Origin of the sequence: Stappia stellulata DSM 5886, from assembly GCF_000423705.1 — a bacterium.
Classification (GTDB): Bacteria; Pseudomonadota; Alphaproteobacteria; order Rhizobiales; family Stappiaceae; genus Stappia; species Stappia stellulata.
Window position 1 is genome coordinate 748,959 of the sequence record NZ_AUIM01000004.1, and the last position, 21,996, is coordinate 770,954.

Annotated in this window: 18 protein-coding genes and 1 tRNA gene; 10 read left to right on the plus strand and 9 right to left on the minus strand. The window is 64.6% G+C overall.

The window, feature by feature from the left end:
• Positions 1-36: 36 nt before the first annotated feature.
• The 4 genes from G572_RS22330 to G572_RS0103675 all read left to right on the plus strand — a co-directional run bounded on the left by G572_RS22330 (position 37) and on the right by G572_RS0103675 (position 3,331).
• A complete protein-coding gene (locus G572_RS22330; RefSeq protein WP_051241544.1) occupies positions 37-1,806 on the plus strand; it encodes a methyl-accepting chemotaxis protein in 1,770 nt (589 codons plus the stop codon).
• Positions 1,807-1,868: 62 nt separating this feature from the next.
• Positions 1,869-2,546, plus strand: a complete 678-nt coding sequence (locus G572_RS0103660) for an HAD-IA family hydrolase (RefSeq protein ID WP_029057328.1) — start codon at positions 1,869-1,871, stop codon at positions 2,544-2,546.
• 418 nt (positions 2,547-2,964) lie between these two features.
• The gene (locus tag G572_RS22335; RefSeq protein WP_156884463.1) at positions 2,965-3,135 is read left to right on the plus strand and encodes a hypothetical protein; all 171 of its coding nucleotides are present in this window, start codon (positions 2,965-2,967) and stop codon (positions 3,133-3,135) included.
• A gap of 121 nt (positions 3,136-3,256) precedes the next feature.
• Positions 3,257-3,331 (plus strand) — tRNA-Val (locus G572_RS0103675).
• A gap of 60 nt (positions 3,332-3,391) precedes the next feature.
• Here the strand turns inward: G572_RS0103675 and G572_RS0103680 are convergent.
• A complete protein-coding gene (locus tag G572_RS0103680; RefSeq protein ID WP_156884464.1) occupies positions 3,392-4,249 on the minus strand; it encodes a hypothetical protein in 858 nt (285 codons plus the stop codon).
• Positions 4,250-4,798: 549 nt separating this feature from the next.
• On the opposite strand from G572_RS0103680, the gene G572_RS22340 reads away from it, so the two are divergent.
• From G572_RS22340 to G572_RS25830, 3 genes are all read left to right on the plus strand, one after another.
• Complete coding sequence (locus G572_RS22340; RefSeq protein WP_037545231.1) at positions 4,799-5,836, plus strand: GlxA family transcriptional regulator; 1,038 nt, start codon at positions 4,799-4,801, stop codon at positions 5,834-5,836.
• A gap of 264 nt (positions 5,837-6,100) precedes the next feature.
• Positions 6,101-7,708 carry a sensor histidine kinase gene (locus G572_RS0103690; RefSeq protein WP_029057330.1) on the plus strand — a complete coding sequence of 536 codons (1,608 nt, stop codon included), beginning with the start codon at positions 6,101-6,103 and terminating at the stop codon, positions 7,706-7,708.
• Positions 7,705-8,523, plus strand: a complete 819-nt coding sequence (locus G572_RS25830; RefSeq protein WP_084649852.1) for a response regulator — start codon at positions 7,705-7,707, stop codon at positions 8,521-8,523. Before G572_RS0103690 ends, G572_RS25830 begins: the two co-directional genes overlap by 4 nt.
• A gap of 165 nt (positions 8,524-8,688) precedes the next feature.
• Here G572_RS25830 and G572_RS0103700 read toward each other — a convergent pair whose 3' ends face one another.
• From G572_RS0103700 to G572_RS0103715, 4 genes are all read right to left on the minus strand, one after another.
• Positions 8,689-9,477 carry an amino acid ABC transporter ATP-binding protein gene (locus G572_RS0103700; protein WP_029057331.1) on the minus strand — a complete coding sequence of 263 codons (789 nt, stop codon included), beginning with the start codon at positions 9,475-9,477 and terminating at the stop codon, positions 8,689-8,691.
• 70 nt (positions 9,478-9,547) lie between these two features.
• On the minus strand, positions 9,548-10,849 hold the full coding sequence (locus tag G572_RS0103705) for an amino acid ABC transporter permease (RefSeq protein WP_029057332.1): 1,302 nt from the start codon (positions 10,847-10,849) through the stop codon (positions 9,548-9,550).
• Positions 10,850-10,854: 5 nt separating this feature from the next.
• The gene (locus G572_RS0103710; RefSeq protein WP_084649853.1) at positions 10,855-12,057 is read right to left on the minus strand and encodes an amino acid ABC transporter permease; all 1,203 of its coding nucleotides are present in this window, start codon (positions 12,055-12,057) and stop codon (positions 10,855-10,857) included.
• A gap of 150 nt (positions 12,058-12,207) precedes the next feature.
• Positions 12,208-13,224: an amino acid ABC transporter substrate-binding protein gene (locus G572_RS0103715; RefSeq protein ID WP_029057334.1), complete on the minus strand. Its 1,017-nt coding sequence runs from the start codon at positions 13,222-13,224 to the stop codon at positions 12,208-12,210.
• Between the two features lie 286 nt (positions 13,225-13,510).
• Between G572_RS0103715 and metC the strand changes: the two genes are divergently transcribed.
• Positions 13,511-14,692: a cystathionine beta-lyase gene (metC, locus tag G572_RS0103720; RefSeq protein ID WP_208979008.1), complete on the plus strand. Its 1,182-nt coding sequence runs from the start codon at positions 13,511-13,513 to the stop codon at positions 14,690-14,692.
• 87 nt (positions 14,693-14,779) lie between these two features.
• Here metC and G572_RS0103725 read toward each other — a convergent pair whose 3' ends face one another.
• From G572_RS0103725 to G572_RS0103740, 4 genes are read right to left on the minus strand one after another with little or no spacing between them, the layout of a single operon-like run.
• Positions 14,780-15,097, minus strand: a complete 318-nt coding sequence (locus tag G572_RS0103725; protein WP_029057336.1) for a lipid-A-disaccharide synthase N-terminal domain-containing protein — start codon at positions 15,095-15,097, stop codon at positions 14,780-14,782.
• A gap of 5 nt (positions 15,098-15,102) precedes the next feature.
• Positions 15,103-15,873, minus strand: a complete 771-nt coding sequence (locus G572_RS22350; protein ID WP_037545236.1) for a glycosyltransferase family 2 protein — start codon at positions 15,871-15,873, stop codon at positions 15,103-15,105.
• Positions 15,870-16,805 (minus strand): phosphatase PAP2 family protein, encoded by a 936-nt coding sequence (locus G572_RS22355; RefSeq protein ID WP_051241546.1) that lies wholly within the window; start codon positions 16,803-16,805, stop codon positions 15,870-15,872. Before G572_RS22355 ends, G572_RS22350 begins: the two co-directional genes overlap by 4 nt.
• Positions 16,798-18,525: an ArnT family glycosyltransferase gene (locus G572_RS0103740; protein ID WP_037545238.1), complete on the minus strand. Its 1,728-nt coding sequence runs from the start codon at positions 18,523-18,525 to the stop codon at positions 16,798-16,800. The genes G572_RS22355 and G572_RS0103740 overlap by 8 nt, the downstream gene beginning before the upstream one ends.
• Positions 18,526-18,718: 193 nt before the next feature.
• On the opposite strand from G572_RS0103740, the gene G572_RS0103745 reads away from it, so the two are divergent.
• Complete coding sequence (locus G572_RS0103745) at positions 18,719-19,540, plus strand: phosphodiesterase (protein WP_029057338.1); 822 nt, start codon at positions 18,719-18,721, stop codon at positions 19,538-19,540.
• 354 nt (positions 19,541-19,894) lie between these two features.
• On the plus strand, positions 19,895-21,994 hold the full coding sequence (locus G572_RS25315; RefSeq protein WP_051241548.1) for a putative bifunctional diguanylate cyclase/phosphodiesterase: 2,100 nt from the start codon (positions 19,895-19,897) through the stop codon (positions 21,992-21,994).
• The last annotated feature ends 2 nt before the right edge of the window (positions 21,995-21,996 follow it).

Here is a 21,996-nt window from a genome sequence, read left to right on the forward strand (position 1 = left end):
GCCAGCCCAGCAAAAATCGCGTCCGGGAGGATCGTCATGCGCCTTTTTTCTGTTTCACAGCGCAAGGGCGTCGTGGAAAAAAGCATTTCGCAGGTCGTGACAGAGCCGGAAACCCCGCCCGACGCCGAGGTGACCACAACATCGCTGGCCGGCGATCACCAGACATCGCTGACGCTCGATCTGATGGAGACGGATCTTCAGGCGGCGGCGGCGAAAATCGGCAATGAGGCACAGGCGCTCGGACTGAGGGTCGGCGAACAACTCGTCGTGCTGTCCGACATTCGCGGCCAGTCCGAAGCGCTTCGCGAGGAATCGCGCCACGCCGACACCACCGCGCAGGACCTCTCGACGGCAATCGCCCATCTGGCGGAGGCGAGTGGCGAAATCGATGCGCAGGTGCGCACATCCTCGGAACTCGCCGAGGAGGCCCGCGAGGTCGCCGACACCGCCAACGCCGGCATCGAGGAGCTCAAGGGCGCCATCGACGACATCGCCAGCGTGGTGCAGCTGATTTCCGATGTCGCCAAGCAGACCAACCTTCTGGCCCTCAACGCAACGATCGAGGCCGCCCGGGCCGGAGACGCCGGCAAGGGGTTCGCGGTCGTGGCAAACGAGGTCAAGGCGCTGTCGGTGGAGACCCAGACGGCAACCGACGAGATCGTCGCCAATATCGGCCGCCTGCAGCACTCCGCCGAGGGCAGCATCCTGGCGGTCAACCGCATCATCGGGGTGATCGGCGAAATCCTGCCGAGCTTCGCCAAGGTGGCAGACCAGGTCGGCGACCAGCTCGAGACCTCGCGCTCGGTCGGGGAAACCGCCCGCCAGACCGCCGACTTCGTGCGTGCTGTCAGCGAAAAGGTCGACACCATCGCTTCCGCGACCGACACCGCCGAACGGGCCGGCGAGGCCGCCCGCGGCGCGTCGGAGGGAATGATGGCGCTGGGCGCGGGCCTTGGCCAGCGCTTCACCATGATGATCCGCCAGACCGCGATTGGCGACAGGCGCGCCGGCGACCGCCTGCCGGCGGAGCGCTGCGGAACCCTGTCCGCGCGCGGCGCAAGCCTCAAGGTAAAAACCCGAGACATTTCCGAAGGCGGTGCGCTGCTGGTGCCCCAGGACGGCGAAACCTGGAGCCAGTGCGGCCCGGCCACCGCGGAGCTCGATGGGCTCGGCACCGTCGATCTGGCAATTGTCGCAACTTCCGAAAACGGCCTGCACTGCGCCTTCCAGGAGCCTTCGGCCGCGTTTTGCGCCAATGTCGCGGCGCTGCTCGCCGACGTTCGCGGGCAACTGGATCCGCTGATCGCGCGCGCCCGTGGCGGCGCCGAACGGGTCGAAACCGCGATGCGCGCAGCGCTGGAGGAACGCCGCCTGACGATGGACGCGCTGTTCGACACCGACTACCGGGCAATTGCGGGAACCGATCCGCAGCAGATGGAAAACCGGGCGCTCGCCGTCCTCGAGGACATTCTGCCGCCGATCCAGGAGGAAATCCTCGCCGCCTCGACGGGCATGGCCTTTTGCGCCACCGTCGACCGCAACGGCTACCTGCCCGTCCACAACATGATCTATTCCAGGCCGCAACGCGCCGACGATCCGGCCTGGAACGCGGCGAACTGCCGAAACAAACGCATCTTCGACGACCGCGCCGGCCTGAGCGCGGCGCGAAACACCCGCCCCTTCCTGGTCCAGACCTATCCGCGCGACATGGGCAACGGGACCATCGTGTGGATGCGCGAGGTCGATGCCCCGATCGTGCTCGACGGGCACCACTGGGGCGGCTTCCGCACCGCCTACAAGCTGTAAGCATGTTTCGGCCCGGAGAGTTTTGCGTATATAACGGCGCGCCCTTTCAACCGGAGCCGCCCATGACCCCGACCGTCCTCGTGTTCGATCTCGACGGCACGCTTGTCGACACGAAACATGACCTGGTCAACGCCCTGAACGCGGTGCTTGCGCGCGAAGGACACGCCTGCGTGACGACGCAAAGCCTTGGCCATCTCTTCGGACATGGCGCCCGGGCGCTGTTGGGAAAAGGACTTGAGCTGAACGGCGTCGTCGCACCGGACAGCGCGCTGCTCGACAGGCTGCAGGACGCTTTCATCGACCACTACCGGGCAAACATCGCCGTCGAGAGCCGCCCCTTTCCAGGTGCCGTCGAGGCGATGACCGCGCTCCGGGCGCGCGGCTTTCGCATCGCGATTTGCACCAACAAGAGAGAAACACTGGCCCGCCGGCTGCTGGACACGCTCGGCCTGAGCGCCGGCATCGACGCCTTCGTCGGCGGCGACACCTACCCGCTTTCAAAACCCAATGCCGAACCGGTGCTCGGCGCGATCAGCCGCGCCGGCGGCCGGCCCGCGCGCGCCGTGATGATCGGCGACAGCAAGACCGACATCGACGCCGCCCGCGCCGCGCAGATCCCGGTCATCGCCGTCACCTTCGGCTACACCGCAATTCCCGTGGCAGAGCTTGGACCCGACGCCGTCATTTCGGCGTTTCACACATTGCCGGAAACGCTCGCGGCCCTCGGCCTGGTGCCCTGAGACGTGCCGCGCGCCTTTCGCGACGAAGAAGAGCCCCGATCTTCGTGAAGACCGACGGACAAGAAAACGGCTTCGCGGCGCATCCTCAGCGTCCGCGACCGGCCCCGGCCCGAGCGCCGCGCCCATTTCGCCATGCATCGCCATTTTCCGTGTCATGTCAGCCACATTTGCGGACCCCAAGCCTAACGCCCCATAAACCGTCTTGGAGAATACAACCGCCGGGGAGCAATCTTGAATTGCGTTGACGTGTATTCTGCACGTTAAATGCACTCTCGCACGCCAGGCATTGGCCTTTCGGATCCCGGCCGGCTTTCCCGGAGATTTGTTGGGGAATCACGCTATGCACCGGTTGTTGCCTTCCGACTGCTCGATGCAGCGCCGCACAGAGGACGCCATGAAACCCAGCACGAACTCTCGCATGTTCATTTCAACGGAAATCAACCGTTGCATGTTCGAAGGCGACGTCGACGGGGCGCTGCAGCTGATTGGCACCTACATGCGCGACAACGGCCTGCAGGCGTCGATCGAGACGGTCGCCGCGATCCCGATCAAATCCGTGCCGAACTCCGGCCGCCGCTCCGTCCAGTAGCATTGCCGGACGCTTCGTCGCCGCACCGGCGATGTGTTGATAAATCCGCAGGCAGACCCGAAACCACCTTGCGCTCCTCCCTGACCTCCATTAGAAAGCCGCAACCAGCCGCACGAGGCGCGGGCGATTAGCTCAGCGGGAGAGCGTTCCGTTCACACCGGAAAGGTCACTGGTTCAATCCCAGTATCGCCCACCATTCCCTTCGACGACCGCAAATACCCTGACCGGACATGCCGGCTCGTTGCCTTCGGGCGCGCTACACGGCGGGCACGGGCAAATCGTCCGGCGACGGCGCACAGCGCCCCTCCCCGATGCAGCGAAGCAGGACACGATAGGCCGCGTGCGTGTGCGGCGCCGCGCTCGCGACCAGGAACGACAGAAGCTCCATGCCCGTGATCACGTCGCAGACGTAGGCATTGGCGAACGCCTCCGCCGGATGGCCGACGGTCAGCGACGGCCCAATGAGTGGCGGAAGTTCGCGGTAATAGGTGCGCGCATGCCCGCCGCCGCGCCGCCCGTCGTAGACCGCGCCGATGAAATCCCCGACCTTTGCCAGCGCATAGAGCTGCAGCCGTGCGTCCTCCCGGCAAGCGGACACGACCGCAGTCGTGCGGCGCAGGCGGATAAAGCCGCCGATCGCCTCCTCCAGCCGCCCGTCCGCCCATGCAACGGCAAAACGCCCCGCCGCGCCGTCCGCCGGAAGCCATGCCAGAAGCACCGCGCGCGCCGCATCGGGGAATGCGCAAAGCGCCCGCTCGAATTCTCCGCGCCGCGGCCGTCCGAAGTCCGGCTGCGGGCGCGGCGGCATTGCGGCGCGGTCACGGCGGATTGCCGGCGCCAGCCACAGCGACCTGCCGCCGCGCGGACCGCGCCCGTGGAGGTCGATGGCATGGCCGATCTCATGGGCGAAAACGCCGACCCACACCTTGCCGTCCACGGTCCGCTCCCAGCGCTGAGGCGCGACGACATAGTGATGCCCGGCCCGATAGGCACCGCGGCTTCCGGCAAAGAACTTGCGGCGCACCGGCGGCGTCGCATTGAACGCCCGCACGGCGTCCGGATGCGCGTTGACCGCCAGATCCTTGACGTAGTGGCGTTCAAACGACGTACGCACCGCGAATCCGGCGGCACAGCCCCCCGACATACCCCCTCATGCGCCCATGGAAGCGCGCGGTCGCGACAGGCAGCCCGCAAGCCCTCCCGCCCCGAAACTGCCCGCAGGGGCTTTCCAGGGGCTTGAAGATCGCCGCCATCCCCTTGCGCAACGCCCGTGAACAGAACAAATCCGGCTACGGCAAATAGAAGACCGCCGCCACGGCCTCCGGCTTGGTCCTTGCGGAAGGTCGGAGAGATTTTCGGACCAGCCCGGGTCCAGATCCGAAATTCTCAAGGGCGCGCGCAACCGATACGCATTTCCCCGGAGCGGCCCGAGAACCGGACACACCGATGGATCGAATGTGCGATTTCGAAGTTCCGGTGTGGAAATACGTGACATGAAAAACAATTTCTCAATAAAAAACCGATGTTGCATATATACAAAAATTAGATACATGACGGGGCATGTATTGCCTTGAATTTTATTTGACAGCCCCAACGGCGAGGCACAGACTGAACGAAAATATAATGGGAATCCTTCCGGGCCATCTTGAAGCGGGCAAAAAACATGTCGGCAGCGAACAACAGCGAAATCCAGCGGGTCGCGATCATCCTTCTCGACCAGTTTTCCCTCATTGCCTACACGTCGACGATTGAACCGATACGTCTGGCCAACCGGGTTCTGGGGCAGCAGTACTACTCCTGGAAAACATATTCGCTGGATGGCGCCGGGGTCGAGGCAAGCAACGGCTGCACCGTGTCGGTCGATGGCGGCATCGCGGATCTCGACGACGCCGACATCACGCTGATCTGTTCGGGCGTCGACGTCGAGCGCACGCCGCTGCCGCGCGAACTCGGAACACGGCTGCGAAAACTGAACTCCCGCGGGCGTACCTATGGTGCGATCTGTACGGGCGCCTTTGTGCTTGCCCGTTTCAACCTGCTCGACGGCCGCCGCTGCACGATCCACTGGGAGAACCTGCGTTCGTTCCGCGAGGAATTCCCGGATATCGAGGTGTCAGGGGATCTTTTTGCCATCGACCGCAATTGCATCACCTGCGCCGGCGGGATGGCCGCGCTCGACATGATGCTGCGGGTGATCGCGATCCAGCACGGCGCCTATCTGGCGCATGAGGTCGCCGAGGTGGCGCTGTACCAGAACATGCGCTCCGGCGAGAGCGCGCAACGCCACGACCTGGAAAGCCGCACGGGCATCTCCAACATCAAGATCCTCGACGCGATCCGGATCATGGACCTGCACATCGAGGATCCTTTGTCGTGCCAGCAGCTCGCCATGACGGTGAGCCTCAGCCCCCGGCAACTCGAGCGGCTTTTCCGCAGGCACTTCGACTGCACGCCCGGTCAGTATTACCTGAAGCTGCGTCTGGAAACCGCCCGCGACCTGTTGCGCCGCACCAACCGCGCGGTGCTGGACGTCGCCATCGCCTGCGGGTTCGCCTCGACCTCGCATTTCACCAAATGCTACCGGGAGCGCTACAATTGTACCCCGACGGAAGAACGCCAGTCCTATTTCTGGGCGCAAGGCGGACGCAAGATGCCGTCCCGGGCCGCCATCGTCCCGGCGCAGGCGCTCACCGCGCCCTGACCGGCACAAGCCGCGACACGACACCGCGCTGCCGGGCTGGAGCGAGCCCGGCAGTGCGGTGTCGTTCGTCAGGGGCAGTGCGGTGTCGTTCGTCAGGGTATGGGGACGCAGGCCTGATGCCGGACAGGTGAAGCGGATCGTTAAAATTCGACCGGCGCAGATTACCCGGAATTTCCCTAACGTCGAAGATCAACAAACATTCCGGAAGAATTAGCTCCCTATTTACCTGACTCAACGTAAGTGACCTAAAAAGGAATTGGTCACATGCGTCATCATGTTGCTAACCAAGGCACGGTGTACCCCGTCCTGCATCACCTTCTTGACAGCGTGCACCAAGGCGTCACGGTCTTCGATGCGGATCTGCGTCTGGTCATCGCCAACAACACGGCGTTGGGAATGCTCGGCATTCCCGACGAGATGCTCGCGGGCATGCCGACAATGGAAGACCTGTTCCGCTTCAACGCCGAACGCGGCGACTACGGTCCCGGCGACCGGGAGCAGCAGGTCCGCAGCCGTCTCGAACTGGCCGCGCAGCGCCAAGCTCACGACTTCGAGCGCACCCGCCCGGACGGGACGGTCCTGCGCGTCCAGGGCACGCCGATGGAGGATGGCGGTTTCGTCACCATCTATTCCGACATTACCGAGCTCAGGCGCCAGGAACGGGACCTCGCCGATGCACGGGACCGGCTCGAGGAGCGTCTGGAAGCCCGCACGGCCGAGCTGCGCAAGGGCCACGACATGCTTGTCAACGCGGTCAATGCGGTGCGTGACGGACTGGTCATCGTCGGTTGCGACGGGCGCATCGTCCTCGCCAACGAGACCTTCGAGCGCCTGTTTCCCTATCGCGAGGATTTCGGTCGCCAAGACGCCGAAATCCTCCCGGTCCTGAGCCGTTACGGTCCCGCGGGACTGGTCGAGGCACTCGAGGGGCTGGACCAGGATCCGGAGATTCCAAGCGAGTTCCGCTTCGGCCAGGCCGTCTGGTATCGGGTCAGCTGTCGGCCCACCGGAGACGACGGAACGGTAACCTACAAGTTCACCGACATCACCACCTTCAAGAAGCAGCACCGCACCTTGCAGCGGCACACCGACAAGCTGGTGAAAATGCTGCGCCACGAACAGGAAATCAACGAGATGCAACGCGAGTTCGTGTCGATGGCATCGCACGAATTCCGCACACCGCTTGCAATCATCGACAGCAATGCCCAGCGCCTCCTGCGCCGGTTGCAGGCGGCGCTGGCCCGCGGCGACGGACAGCCGCTCGATCCCGGCATCCTGGTGGAACGGCTCGGCCACATCCGCGAATCCGTCGAACGGATGCAATATCTGATCAACCGCTTCCTGCGCTTTTCGAAAGGCGAATCGGGTGCACTCGAGATCGAGCCCGTCGACACGCTGCTGCACGCGCTCGTCGAGGCCGTCTGCACGCGTCACACGCAGGTCTGCACCACGCATCAGATCGATGTCGATCTCTCCGGCCTGCCCGAAACCTCGCGCATCGACGCAAGCCTCATTGAACAGTCTCTCGACAACATCGTGTCGAACGCAATCAAGTATTCGCCCGGCGGCGGCCCGATAAAGGTGCGCGGTGGCGCCAACGGCCGGCACGCCGTCATCAGCGTCACCGATCGCGGTGTCGGCATCCCGACCTCCGAGATCCCGAAAATCTGCAATCGCTACTATCGCGCGACAACCGCAAGCGGCATCGCCGGCACCGGGATCGGATTGCACATGGCCAACATGATCGTCACCGAACACGGCGGGAAACTGGTGGTCTCCAGCACCGTCGGAAACGGCACGACCGTGGAGGTCCACCTCCCCGACCCGCGGAACGAAATGGCACTCTCAAGTTCGAGCAAGGCGGCATCATGAACACAAAAACGATTCTTTGTATTGAGGACGAACCCCTCCTGCTCAAGGACATCAAGGAGGAGCTCGAGGATGCGGGTTACAAGGTCGTCACTGCAAGCAACGGCAAGGAAGGGCTGGACGCCCTCATCCAGAGCAAGCCGGATCTCATCCTGTGCGATGTGATGATGCCGGTCATGAACGGCCCTGACCTGCTCGACCGCGTGCGCAAGGACCATCCGGAATTCACCGGCGTGCCCTTCATCTTCCTGACCGCGCTCGCCACCCGCGAGAACATCATCAAGGGCAAACGCCTGGGGGCCGACGACTATCTGACCAAACCGATCGACTACGACATGTTGCTGGCCACCGTCGAGACCCGGCTGAAGGAGGTCGAACGCATCAGCAACGCCCACAAGCAGCAACTCTGCAAGATCGAGCAGGCGGTGCGCCGGATGACCCGCTCCAGGGGACCGCTCGAGATCGTCATCGTCAGTTCCAATCCGAAGATCACCGAACCGATCCGCTCCGCCCTCGACGAACTCGGCTGCAAGGTCACCCTGGTGCCGCAGGAGGGCCTGGCGAAACGGCCGCAGGGCCTGACGTCCGCCGATATCGTCCTGCTGGTCTACAGCAAGGTGGTGCATTATTTTCTGGAAAACCTGACGAAACCCGGCGGCGCCCCTCACCGCGGGAAAATCGTGGTGCTCGCCCCGCCGCAACTCCCGGACGGCACGCGCAGCGGTCTGGTCGAGACCGGCGTCGATGACTTTCTGGAGTATCCCTATCGCCCTGTCGACGTCTTCAAGCTGCTGATGGCCGGGCGTCAACCGGCCTGATCCGATCGCCGGCGCTCGGGAAACCGCCTTCCGGGAGCCTCCCCCATGACCGGAAACGGGCGGCGCCGATGCACCGGCGCCGCCCGTTTCACCTGTCCACCCCCGCCGTCGTCGCGCGCTTGCGGCACGCAGCCGTCGATATGGGGACCGCCGCCCGCCCGCTCCTCAGTGCAGGATCTGGCTGAGGAACAGCTTGGTGCGTTCGTGCTGCGGATTTGTAAAGAACTGCTCCGGCTCGTTCTGTTCCACGATCATGCCCGCGTCCATGAAGATCACCCGGTTGGCGACCTGGCGCGCGAAGCCCATCTCGTGGGTCACGCACAACATGGTCATGCCTTCCTCGGCAAGGCTCACCATGACATCGAGCACTTCCTTGATCATCTCCGGATCGAGCGCCGAGGTCGGCTCGTCGAACAGCATGATCTTCGGGCTCATGCACAGCGAACGGGCGATCGCCACGCGCTGCTGCTGGCCGCCGGAAAGCTGGCCGGGGTACTTGCTCGCCTGCTCGGGGATCTTGACCCGCTCCAGATAGTGCATCGCGATTTCCTCGGCCTTGGCCTTGGGCATCTTGCGCACCCAGATCGGCGCGAGCGTGCAATTCTCCAGGATCGTGAGATGCGGAAAGAGATTGAAGTGCTGGAAGCACATGCCGACCTCGCGGCGGATCTCGTCGATCTTCTTGAGGTCGTCGGTCAGTTCGATCCCGTCAACCGCGATCAGACCCTTCTGGTGCTCCTCGAGCCGGTTGATGCAGCGGATCATCGTCGACTTGCCGGAGCCGGACGGCCCGCAGATCACGATGCGCTCGCCGCGCATGACCTTGAGGTTGATGTCGCGCAGCACGTGGAAATCCCCGTACCACTTGTTCATGTCCTTGATTTCGATGGCGACGTCGGTGTCCGAGATATGCATCGTCGGACGGGTGACGGCGGCGGCTGCAGTGTCGGTCATGTCTAGTTGCTCCAAACCTGAATAAGCAAGGCGAAGTGGCGTGGAATGCCGGTCGGCGAACGGACACGCGCTAACGCGCGTGCCCTCTGTGCAGCCGCCGCTCCATGTACATGGAGTAGCGCGACATGCCGAAACAGAAGATCCAGAACACGAAGGCCGCGAAGATGAAGCCCGTGGCCGGCGTGTTCGGCGACGCCCAGTTCGCATCCGAGAAGTTCAGCGTCACGATGCCCAGCAGGTCGAACAGGCCGATGATGAGCACCAGGCTGGTGTCCTTGAACAGGCCGATGAAGGTGTTCACGATGCCCGGGATCACCAGCTTCAGTGCCTGCGGCAGAATGATCAGGCGCATGCCCTGCGAATAGGACAGCCCCATCGCGTCGGCGGCTTCGTATTGTCCCTTGGAAATCGCCTGAAGACCGCCGCGCACCACTTCCGCCATATAGGCGGAGGCAAAGAGCGCGACGCCGATCAACGCCCGCAGAAGCTTGTCGAAGTTGACGCCGTCCGGCAGGAACAACGGCAGCATCACCGAGGACATAAACAGCACGGTGATCAGCGGCACGCCGCGCCAGAATTCGATGAAGATCACCGAGATCAGCCGGACGGCCGGAAGATGCGACCTGCGCCCGAGCGCCAGAACGATGCCGACGGGGAAGGAGGCGACGATGCCGACAATGGCAACGACCAGAGTCACCAGCAATCCGCCCCAGAGCTGGGTCTCGACATACACAAGTCCGAAGTCGAAGGCCGCGATGGCGAAGACCAATGCCACCGCGGCAACGCCAAGGCCGACCCCGATCAGAGGTCTCGCCAGCGGCAGCTTCGCGTTGATGCAGACCGCTGCGACAATGGCGAGCAGCCCGCCCGAAAGCGTCGCATAGCTGACCCAGAAACCGGCCGAGATGTCGACATTGCCACCGGTCAGCAGCACGAAGCCGGCGATCGGGAAGACCACGATCAGATAAAGCACCGTCTCGCGCTTGAACGGAACCTGCGGGATGGCGGCGGGAACCAGTCCCGCGATCAGCAGGATCCCCGTGAGATCGACCCGCCAGCGCTCCTCGAACGGATAGCGGCCGTACATGAACTGGCCGAACTTCGCGTTGACGAAAGCCCAGCAGGCGCCCGCCCCTTCCACGACGCAGGCATCCCGGCTGTCACCGGTGTAGACCGCGTCGATGAACAGCCAGTTGATCACCGGCGGCACGATCAAGGCCAGAATGGCGATGCCGACAATCGTCAGGATGGAATTTGCGACGGAATCGAACAGATTGTCGCGCATCCAGCCAACGGCACCCGTTTTTGTCGAAGGCGGCGCGTATTGCGGCGCGTCCTCGGTGCGCACATAGGCGACTGAACCCGTATCCATCGCCCTTACCTCTCCACCAGCGCCACACGGCGGTTGTACCAATTCATGAAGGCCGACGTGGACAGCGAGATCGTCAGATAGACAAGCATGGTGATGATGATCACCTCGACCGCCTGGCCCGTCTGGTTAAGCACTGTCCCGGCGAAGACCGCGACGATGTCGGGATAGCCGATCGCCACCGCCAGCGACGAGTTCTTCGTCAGGTTCAGATACTGGCTGGTCAGCGGCGGGATGATCACCCGCATCGCCTGCGGAATCACAACGAGCTGCAGCGTGCGCCGGGGACGGATGCCGAGCGAAAAGGCGGCTTCCGTCTGGCCGTGGGAGACGGCGAGAATGCCCGCGCGCACAATTTCCGCGATGAAGGCGGCCGTGTAGAGCGACAGGCCGAGAAGCAATGCCATGAACTCGGGATTGACGACGGTGCCTCCGGCGAAGTTGAAGCCCTTCAGCTCCGCATAGGAGAGATCGACGGGCATGCCGGTGACGAAGAAGGTCAACAGCGGCAGCAGGACGATCAGGGCGATGCCGACCAGAAGGCTGGGAAACTGCTTGCCGGTCGCGAGCTGGCGTTTGCGCGCCCAGCGCCAAATGCCGTAGGCGCCGGCGATCGCGGAGAGGATCGCATAGCCGATCAGTCCGCTTCCCGGCTGTCCGATCACCTCGGGGAGGATGAGGCCGCGGTTGTTGAGAAACACGCCCGAGACCGGCTCCAGGGACTGGCGCGGCGACGGCAGGACCGACAGCACCGCCTTGTACCAGAACAGCAGCTGCAGCAGCAGCGGAACGTTGCGCAGGATCTCGACGTAGAGCTGCGCAAGCTGGCGGATCACGAAGTTCTTGGAAAGCCGCGCCACGCCGACAATGAAGCCGATCACCGTCGCGATGAGAATGCCGATCGATGCCACCAGCAGGGTGTTCACGAGGCCGACAAGAAAGGCCCTGAAATACGTGCTGTCGTTCGTATAGGGCACGAGCGTCTGCGAAATGTCGAAGCCGGCACGTTCGGAAAAGAAGCCGAGGCCGGAGGCGATGCCGGCCCGTTCGAGATTGGTCTTTGCATTATAGGCAAAGAATGCAACCACCCCAAGAAGGGCGGCGACGACGAGCAACTGGAAGATCATCCCGCGCACCCGCGGGTTGTAGAACCAGGATGTCCCAGCTTCGTCGCCCGCATGCTCGCCCGTGGCAGAGCTCACAGGTGTCATGTCAGACTGTATCCCCTCGCCCGAACCGGTCTGTCACCGGCCCGATACTCCCGCCCGTTTTCGGGCGTTTATGGCCTGATTTTTCAGGTTTCCGGAAAGTGATGCAAATGGACCCGGCGCCAGGCGCCGGGTCCGGATCGTAAGCCGTGATTAGCGGATCGGCGGGGCGTACTGCAGGCCGCCCTTCGACCACAGCGCATTCACGCCGCGCTCGATGCCGAGCGGGGTGTCCGGGCCGACGTTCTTGTTGAACATCTCGCCGTAGTTGCCGACATGCTTGATGATGCGCACGGCCCAGTCGTTGGACAGGCCGATCGACTCGCCAAACTTGCCGTCAACACCGAGAAGGCGCTTGATGCTGGGGTTGTCGGAGCCCTTCATCTCTTCGACATTGGCCGAGGTCACGCCCAGCTCTTCGGCGTTGACCATGGCAAACAGCGTCCACTTGACGAGGTTGAACCACTGGTCGTCGCCCTGACGCACCACCGGACCGAGCGGCTCCTTGGAGATGATCTCCGGAAGCACGACGTGGTCGCCCGGATTCGTCAGCTGAAGACGGATCGAATAAAGGCCCGAGGCGTCCGTGGTGTAGACGTCGCAGCGGTTGGCATCATAGGCCGCATTGACCTCTTCCAGCTTCTCGAACACCACCGGCTGATACTCCATGCCATTGGCCTTGAAGTAGTCGGTGAGGTTCAGCTCCGTGGTGGTGCCCGTCTGCACGCAGACCGAAGCGCCGGACAATTCGAGCGCCGACGTCACGTCGAGGCTCTTGCGCACCATGAAGCCCTGGCCGTCGTAATAGTTCACGCCGGTGAAGTTCAGGCCGAGCGTGGTGTCGCGGGTCATGGTCCAGGTGGTGTTGCGCACCAGCACGTCGACTTCGCCGGTCTGCAGCGCGGTGAAGCGCTCCTTGGCGGTCAGCGGGGTGAACTTGACGGCTTCCGGATCGTCGAAAATCGCGGCCGCGACGGCGCGGCAGGTGTCGACATCGAGGCCGGTCCATTCGCCGGCGTCGTTCGGAGCGGCAAAGCCGGCAAGGCCGGTGTTCGAACCGCACTGCAGGAAGCCCTTGGCCTTGACATCGTCAAGCGTCGCGGCGGAAGCGGCCGTGGCGCTCAACCCTAGCGCGGCGCCAAGCGCGATCGTCAGAAATTTCTTCGTCATGGATATGCAGCCTTCTCTTTTGCCCTGTCTGAATATCGGGTTCGTCCGAGATCACGTGCAAGGGATACAGCATGCAACCATGCGCAGCATTGGTGTCACTGGAATTCCCCTCCCGGCAGTGCCGCGACCATTGTTGTTTTCAGGTCGTCAAACATGCCACCGTTATCTCACGGGTGCATTCGATGGCATTTATGGCTAAGGGTCAAGGGGCGCAGCGTCATGCCACCTGCGAATTGTGAAAATCTTTTCACAATCCGAAAATACAAACAGCCATTCCGAAAGGAAGATGATGTCCGCCTCCCAGTCGAACAGCCGTGCCGGTCTCGCGACACGCCTGACCCAGGCCGGCCGTGCGCCGAGCAACTTTCACGGCTTCGTCAATCCACCCGTCGCCCATGCCTCGACGGTGCTTTTTCCAGACACCGCGACCATGCTGTCGGGCAAACAGGCCTATCATTACGCCCGCCGGGGCAACCCGACCTCCGACGCGCTGGAAGACGCCATCGCAGAGCTTGAAGGCGCGGCCGGCGCCAAGCTTGCCTCCTGCGGGCTGAACGCCGTGGCACTGGCGCTGCTGTCCTGCCTGTCGTCGGGCGATCACGTGCTGATCGCCGACAGCGCCTACGGGCCGACACGGCATCTGGCGGAGACGACGCTCAGGCGGCTGGGCATCGAGGTCGACTATTACGATCCGCTGGTGGGCGCAGGCATCGCCGCGCTGATGCGGCCGAACACAAAGGCGGTGATGACCGAAGCGCCAGGGTCGCTCACCTTCGAGATGCAGGACATTCCGGCGATTGCAGAGGCCGCCCATGCCGGCGGCGCGCTGGTGGTGATGGACAACACCTGGGCGACGCCCTGTTACTTCCAGCCGATTGCCCATGGCGTCGACCTGTCGATCCAGGCGGGAACCAAATACATCGTCGGCCATTCCGACGCGATGCTGGGAACGGTGGCGGCAAGCCCGCGCGCCTTGGAGGCGCTCGACGCGACCGCCGGCGCGCTCGGCATCCATGTCGGACCGGATGACGTCTTCCTCGGTCTGCGCGGACTGCGCACCATGCACGTTAGACTGCGCCAGCACATGGAAAGCGGTCTGGAGATCGCCCGCTGGCTGCAGACCCGCGAGGAGGTCGCCCGGGTGCGCCACCCTGCCCTGCCCGAAGATCCCGGCCATGCGATCTGGCGCCGCGATTTCTCCGGCGCCTCCGGCCTCTTCGCCTTCGACTTCACCGACGATGTGACACCGGAGCAAAGCCATGCCTTCCTGGATGCGCTGCGCCTCTTCGGGCTTGGCTATTCCTGGGGCGGTTTCGAGAGCCTGGCGATCCCCGTGCGGCTGAAGGGCATGCGCAGCGCAACGCCGATGCCGGAGGGCGGTCCGAGTGTCCGCCTGCATGTCGGTCTGGAAGACATTGCCGATATTCGTGCCGACCTTGAGGCCGGCTTCGCGGCGCTCAAGGGCTGAGCCGCCGCCCACCGACAACCGCCCGCGGCCCCAGCGCTTCGCACCGGGGTTGCGGGCGCTTGCTTTCGCGCCGTGCCGATGGCCGTATCAAACGTCGGGATCGCGACGCTTTTCGCGGAAAATCAGCCAGAGATTGCGGAGGTAGATGATCAGGCCGAGGCCCTGGCCCGCGATGAACACAGGGTCGCCGACCTGGATCGCATAAACGAACAGCAGGCTTCCGCCGGCGATGGAAAAGAACCAGAAGGCAACCGGCACGATGGAGCGTCCGACCCGTTCGGACGCGACCCATTGCACCACGAAGCGCATCATGAACATCGCCTGCGCGACGAACCCGAGCGCCACCCAGCCGTCGAAACGCTCGATGAAGACGCTGTAGAGCCAGGCTGTCAGATCGGCTAGCACCGCCGCTACTCCTTCGCCACGTCGGCCGGCACTCCGGCGATGTTGGAGACCTGCGGGATACGCTTGCGCCGACGGCGCAGCCACCACACGCCGAAAAGATCCAGAATCCCGACGAGCGCCCGGTCGAAAATCCCGTATTTGGACGCACCGTGACGACGCTGCCGGTCGACGATGTCGACATGGGTAACGCCATAGCCCTCCCGGAGCACGAGCGCGGGCAGGAACCGGTGCCAGCTGTCGAAATACGGCAGGCGCAGAAAGACGTCCCGCCGCAGGGCCTTCAGCCCGCAGCCCGAATCGCGCGTCTGATCCTTGAGCATCCAGCCGCGCAGCCGGTTGGCAAAGCGCGAGGCCAATCGCTTGGCGGCGCTCGCCTTGCGGCCGGTGCGCTGCCCGGCCGCCAGCGCCACCGACGGCCCGGCGGCCTCGAGCGCGGCGAGAAGTGCGGGGATATAGGCCGGGTCGTTTTCACCGTCGCCGTCGATGGTCACCACCACCGTGCCGCGCGCGGCGTAGAGCCCGGAGCGGACCGACGCGCTCTGCCCGCAGGCAGTGGCATGGCGCAACGCGCGCAGGAACGGCAGCTCACGCGCCCGCGCGGCGAGCATGTCCGCACTGCCGTCGCCGGACCCGTCGTCAACCACGACGATCTCGAAGGCCCTCCCGGAAAGGGCCGCGGCGATCTCCCCGATCAGGCCCTCCAGGTTCTCGCGCTCGTCCTTGGCAGGCACGATCACGGAGACCTCCAGCACGCCGGCGGCCGCTTCCGCGCTCACGATGCGTCTCCGGCGTCACGCATTTCGGTGGCCACCGGCCTGGTGAAGGCACGCGCCCCCGTCGCGGCGCGCCACAGTGCACGAACGCTCGCGCGAAAGCTGACGCGCCCCATGATCGGGGTGATCGCGCCGAGCCGGTTGAAACGGAACCCGATGCGCCGGTGCGCCATCCAGCGCGCGGCGACAACGCCGACGCTCAGGCCAAGCAGCGTTCCGGCGATCACGTCGCTCGGATAATGCGCGCCGACCATGATGCGGCTGAACGCGATCCAGAACCCGCACACGACGATCAGCCAGCGGTAGGTCGGAAAGATCAGCGCAAGCGAGGTTGCCAGCGCGGCAATCGTGGTGGAGTGGCCGGAGGGGAAGCTGGTGTAGGCGCCCTTCAGCGCCAGGAAATCGAAGTGTACCGGCCCGACCTGCTCGTAAAGCTTCGGACGCGCCCGCCCCAGCACCCACTTGAGGAAGAGAACGATGACGCCACTCGAAGCCACGACCACGAAGATATAGGCACAAAAGGTCCACAAGCTGGACAGCGCCATGCGCACCCGCCAGGTCAGGCGATCCCAGTCGAGCGCAAGCGTTGCAAGACAGTAGATGCCGGTCGTCCAGAGGATCCAGTGCCCCTTGCCGAGATCGGTGATGGCGATGAAGGCGTTCTTGTATTGCTGCGGCAGCGAGCGCAGCCAGGGGTAGGTCGGAATATCCAGCACGATCACCGCGATGCCGACCGTCAGCAGCAGCACAGCCAGAATGTCCTGCGGCCGGTGGCCCGGCGGCAGCGGCAGGCGCTGCGCGGCAACCCGGTGCTCGCGCCCGGCCAGAAGCGCGCGGATCGCGACCGCATTGGCGCGCGCCCGGTCAAGGGCACCCCGGATCCGCCCCCCGGTCGCGGGCGCCGGGGCCTGGGAATTTACGTTGTCGTCACTCACGCCCCGTCTCCTGTGCGCTGTAGAGGCCGATATCCATTTCGTCGCCACCGTTGATGTTCAGCCCCGTGACCCGCACGGAGCTCTTGTCGCGGGTGACGCCAAGCGCCGCCAGGGCCGACAGAAAATCGGCCTCATGCCGCGTATCGACAACGGCGATCCGGCATCCCCCGTCGGCTTCTCCGTCCGCCTCCACCAGAAACCGCGCCGCGCCCTGCGCCGAGGTCGGCAGGGTGTCGGTGCCCTGCAGGAAGATGTAGCTCGGCTCGTTGAAGCCGACATTGGCGACACGCGGCGCGGGACAGGTTGCCTCCTGCGCGACCGCATCGGCCAGCCGGGGGCTGACCCAGATCGGCGACAGCGCCGGCAAAGTGAAGCCCCAGGTGGCGACGATCAGCAGAAACCCGGCGAGCAGCGTCGTCGGCAGCGCGCGCAGGGCCGCCCCGCGCGCCATGTGCCGCATCGCCGTGATGCCCGGCGCCAGCGCCAGCGCGGCAATCACCGCGCCCGGCGGCGAGGGCCAGGCGCCGACGATCGGGCCTGCGATGAAATTGGCCGCCGCGACCCCGGCGACGGGAACGAACAACAGGCCGGCGGCGGCATAACGCCATCCCTTCGACGGCGGTTCGTCCTGGCGCGACAACAGCACGGCGGCAAGCAGCGCGACGCCGGGAAGCAACGGCAGGGTGTAATGCGGCAGTTTCGTCGCGGTGAACTCGAAGATCACCCAGGTCGGCGCGATCCAGCACAGCGCGAAGATCACGGCCGGGGCGCGGCGCGCGGCAATCAGCCCCGGCAGGGCCAGAACCATGAAGGCCGACAACGGCCAGAAGGTGCCAAGTGCCGCGGCCAGATGGGTGAGCGGCGGCGCGCCATGGCTTTCCTGTCCGGTCGCGACCTTGCCCAGCAGATCCTTGCCGATCGCCTCGGCGAAAAAGGCGCCGTCGGTCTGGAGATAGATCGCCACGAACCACGGCAGCACCAGAAGCAGGAACGCGGCGATACCGCGCAAGGGATAAAGCAGCCTGATCCACCCGAAGTCGCGCGTCACGGCCGACAGAAGCACCACGGTAAGGCCGACCACGAGCGGTCCGACCGGGCCCTTGATGAGCACCGAGACGCCAAGCGCGCCCCAGAAAAGGGCGGCAAGAAGCGGATGCCCCCTGAGGGCCGCGCGTTCCAGCCAGATCCGTGCCAGCGCCCCTTGCGCTGCGAGAATGCTGGCGAGCAGCATCGCATCCGTCTTGGCCAGACGCGCCTCGACGCCGACGATCAGCGACGCTGCGACAAGCGCGCCGGCGACAAAGGCAACGCCGGGCGCGGCGAAGGCGCGCACGCACCAGTAGGTCAGCAAAACGGCAAGCAGCGCGCCCAGCTGCGAGGGAAGCCGATACACCCAGATCGGCGCATCGCGGCCCAGACCGCTCGCCTCCACGACCGCCGACTGCAGCCAGTAGATGCCCACCGGCTTCTTGTGGCGCGCCGTCTCCTGGAACCGGATGTCGATGAAGTCGCGGCTTTCCACCATCTGCTTGGTGGCCTGGGCAAAGCGCGGTTCGTCGCGGTCGAGCGGCGGCACCTGCGTGAGCCCCGGCGCGAAGAAGACGAGCCCCAGAAGCAGCAGGACAAGCGGGGCAAGGCCCCGCCGGCCGATGACGCGCAACCAGCGCACGCCGGCAGTCCCGAAGCCTTCCGTTGCCCGCCCGGCGGATGTTTCGCTCATTGTCGTAAAGCCTATGCGACCGACTGGTAATGGCAACCGCGCCCCCGCGCGGTCCGGCCCCCCGCGCGCTTCCTACATGAGCGCGCGCAAAAGGGAAACCGTTCACGCGCAACTCTCTCGCCATCGCCGCGCGCGGGCGCTAGCCTTCAGGCAGTCACGAGCGGCCCTCCCCGACGCACCACGGAGCACCTGAATGACCCTGATTGCGCAGATCACGGACCTCCACATCCGCCCCCGAGGCCTCGCCTGCTATCGTGTCAGCGAAACGAACATGCTGGCGGAACGCGCGATCGCCGCGCTGAACGCGCTCGATCCCCAGCCCGATGCCGTGGTGGTGACCGGCGACCTCGCGGACGCGCCCGACGAGCGGGAATACGCCGGCGTCCAGCGGCTTCTGGGCAGAATCAAGGCCCCCGTCTTCGTGATCCCGGGCAATCACGATTCGCCCGCGATGATGCGCGAACTGCTCAGCGAGCTCGGCCCGCTCGACCGGGGCAGTGCCGACAAGATCCACTATGCCGTCGACATCGGCGACGTGCGGCTCGTCGCCCTCGACAGTTCCGTGCCCGGCAAGCCCCACGGCAAGCTTGGCGAAGCGCAGCGCGCCTGGCTGGATCGCACGCTCGGCGACAGCGACCGGCCGACCCTCATCGCCGTGCATCACCCGCCGGCGGCGACCGGCATTGCCCATATGGACCGCATTGGACTGAAGGATTCCGGCGAGCTTGCACAGATCCTGCGCAGGCACCCGCACGTCGAGCGGGTGATGTGCGGTCATATCCACCGCACCATCGTCGCCTCCGTCGGCGGAACCGTGATGACACTGGCCCCCAGCACCGGCCATCAGGTGCATCTCGACATCGCCGACAGCGAAGCCGGCAAATTCATCATGGAACCGCCCGGGTTCTTCCTCCATCACCACACCCCGGAGGGCGGCGTCGTCACGCATCTGGCCTTTGTGGAAGCGTTTCCCGGCCCGTTCCCCTTCTTTTCCGACGAGGGCGTGAGTTGGTAGCAATCCGTCATACACCCGCCAGAACCGAGACGGGCGCCTTCGGTCCTATCGGGGGCGCTGTCGATCGCCACGCGCAAGCGCCGGCAATGTCCGGAAAAACACGACGAAAGGCCGTCATGCAACCGACGGGCGATTAGGGGAATTTATACCAATATCCTTTTGGATCATACGCTCTATAATACCAAAACCCCTGTCAAATCTGCGGTTTACCAGAACCATCGAGTATGCATGTCGCAAAATGACAAGAACAGGCCCGGATCACGAGCAGGCCTGGTTTCCGGAGGAGCCCCGGTTCTTCGTGAAAACGAATCGAGCAGCGCGCAAGCCTCCGCGGACGCTCGAACAGACGATCCCATGGCCTATTTCGCCGTTGGAGGGGAAGCCCGCTTTCTGCTCGCCAATGCGCCTTCCTTTGTCGTGATGCGGGTTTCACGCACGTCCGCGGACAATTTCTCCATCGACTTCATCAGCGAGAGTTGCGAGGCGATCTGGGGCCTCACGCAGGCCGAGATCGACGGGCAGCTGGACAGGCTCTGGAAACGCATTCATCCAGACGACGAGCGGCAGATGCTCGCCACCCTGCGTCGGGCCGGCCGGGAAGGTCGCGAATGGAGCGGCACGTTTCGGATCGCAAACTCCAGAGGCGGCCACAAATGGGTCGTGGGACGCGGCATGCCGCGCCGGGACATTCCCTCTGCCGAGACCTGGAGCATCACGATCACCGATGTGACGGAGCAGATCCGGGCATTCCACGACCTTCAGGCAAGCGAAATCCGCTACCGGGCACTTGCGGAGAACACGCCCGGCGCGATCTTCCGCTATTGCATCCGTGCCGACGGAACCGACCAAATCATGGACATGAGCCAGGGATGCCTGGATCTTTGGGAGATCACGCCGGAAGAAACCGTCATCGATGCAAACACGATCTGGCGGATGGTGTTCGACGAGGACCTTGCGGACATGCAGCGGTCCGTGGCGAACTCCTCCAGATCCCTGGAGCCCTGGCTTCACACGTGGCGGATCAGGACGCCTTCCGGAAAACTGAAATGGCTGGAAGGCCGCGGCCAGCCGCGGCGCCTCGCCAATGGCGATACGCTCTGGCACAGCGTCATCTTCGATGTCAGCGAGCAAAAGGCGAAGGATGTGGAGATCCGCCGCCTCGCGGAACAGGACGACCTTACGGGTCTTGCCAACCGGGGCGTTCTGCGAACCCGGCTGCAGGCGGCCCTGGATATCCAGCAGAACACCGCCGGCACGGGCGCGCTCATTCTCATCGATCTCGATCACTTCAAGGATATCAACGACACGCTCGGCCATGAAGTCGGCGACCGCGTGCTCACAACGATCGCCGAGCGCCTGTGCGGCTGCACCACCGAGAACGACGTTGTGGCTCGCCTTGGCGGCGACGAATTCGCGCTGCTTCTCGATCATGCCCCCGACGAAGCAGCGATCACGACCGTCATCGAGCGCCTGACGCACAAGCTGTGCGACGACGTTACGGTCGACGGACGCCAGATCGCCATCGGCCTGTCGATCGGCGCGGCCCTTTTCCCGCGCGACGGCGACACGCCGAGCGAAGTGCTGAAACATGCCGACATCGCATTGTTCGAAGCCAAGGCCGCCGGCCGGCAGACGCATGTCTTTTTCTCGCCCGAGCACAGCGCCGTGCGGGCCCGCAACCGGACACTCGCCGAAGCGCTGCGAACCGCGATCGGTTGCGGCGACCCGGATGTCGCCTTCCAGCCCATCGTCGAGACGCAAAGCGCCAGCCACCGCGGGTTCGAGGCGCTTGCCCGCTGGACCCACCAGGGAAAGGCCATTCCACCGTCCGAGTTCATTCCCCTGGCGGAAGACACCGGCCTTGCATCCGCCCTGGGTGGGCTGGTGTTCAACAAGGCGCTGTCGCGTGTCGCCGCGCTGCGCGAACAAGGAACGCCCCCCGGCCTTCTTTCGGTGAACGTCTCGGCACAACAGTTGCGCGATCCCGACTTCGCCTGCACGGTCGGCGACGCCCTCTCCCGACACGGCCTTGCGCCGCAGGATCTGGAAATCGAGGTTACGGAAACGGTTATCTTCGGACGCTGGGCCGACCAGATCGCACGCACGGTCCAGGAGCTTCACGCCCTTGGCGTGCGCATCGCGCTCGACGATTTCGGAACGGGATATGCGTCGCTGATCCACCTGCGACGCCTGCAGGTGCACCGCCTCAAGATCGACCAGTCCTTCATCCGCGACTGCACCGAAAATGCCGATGACGCGGTGATCGTGCGCTCCATCATCAGCCTGGCGCAATCGCTCGGCCTCGATGTGGTCGCTGAGGGCGTCGAGACGCAAAAACAGCGCAGCTTCCTGCAGCACCACGGCTGCGACTTCGCGCAAGGATACCTGTTTGGCCGACCGACAACCGATGTGGCGGTGACGGAAGACTATCTGCACAGCGCGCCCGCGGATTGATC

What these genes read in the sequence shown, in the direction of transcription:
- G572_RS0103705 (WP_029057332.1), bottom strand. Translation starts at nt 10,849, where the DNA reads ATGGATACGGGTTCAGTCGCCTATGTGCGCACCGAGGACGCGCCGCAA.
- G572_RS22330 (WP_051241544.1), top strand. Translation starts at nt 37, where the DNA reads ATGCGCCTTTTTTCTGTTTCACAGCGCAAGGGCGTCGTGGAAAAAAGC.
- G572_RS0103660 (WP_029057328.1), top strand. Translation starts at nt 1,869, where the DNA reads ATGACCCCGACCGTCCTCGTGTTCGATCTCGACGGCACGCTTGTCGAC.
- G572_RS25830 (WP_084649852.1), top strand. Translation starts at nt 7,705, where the DNA reads ATGAACACAAAAACGATTCTTTGTATTGAGGACGAACCCCTCCTGCTC.
- G572_RS0103700 (WP_029057331.1), bottom strand. Translation starts at nt 9,477, where the DNA reads ATGACCGACACTGCAGCCGCCGCCGTCACCCGTCCGACGATGCATATC.
- metC (WP_208979008.1), top strand. Translation starts at nt 13,511, where the DNA reads ATGATGTCCGCCTCCCAGTCGAACAGCCGTGCCGGTCTCGCGACACGC.
- G572_RS0103740 (WP_037545238.1), bottom strand. Translation starts at nt 18,525, where the DNA reads ATGAGCGAAACATCCGCCGGGCGGGCAACGGAAGGCTTCGGGACTGCC.
- G572_RS25315 (WP_051241548.1), top strand. Translation starts at nt 19,895, where the DNA reads ATGGCCTATTTCGCCGTTGGAGGGGAAGCCCGCTTTCTGCTCGCCAAT.
- G572_RS0103690 (WP_029057330.1), top strand. Translation starts at nt 6,101, where the DNA reads ATGCGTCATCATGTTGCTAACCAAGGCACGGTGTACCCCGTCCTGCAT.
- G572_RS22335 (WP_156884463.1), top strand. Translation starts at nt 2,965, where the DNA reads ATGTTCATTTCAACGGAAATCAACCGTTGCATGTTCGAAGGCGACGTC.
- G572_RS0103715 (WP_029057334.1), bottom strand. Translation starts at nt 13,224, where the DNA reads ATGACGAAGAAATTTCTGACGATCGCGCTTGGCGCCGCGCTAGGGTTG.
- G572_RS22340 (WP_037545231.1), top strand. Translation starts at nt 4,799, where the DNA reads ATGTCGGCAGCGAACAACAGCGAAATCCAGCGGGTCGCGATCATCCTT.
- G572_RS0103745 (WP_029057338.1), top strand. Translation starts at nt 18,719, where the DNA reads ATGACCCTGATTGCGCAGATCACGGACCTCCACATCCGCCCCCGAGGC.
- G572_RS0103710 (WP_084649853.1), bottom strand. Translation starts at nt 12,057, where the DNA reads ATGACACCTGTGAGCTCTGCCACGGGCGAGCATGCGGGCGACGAAGCT.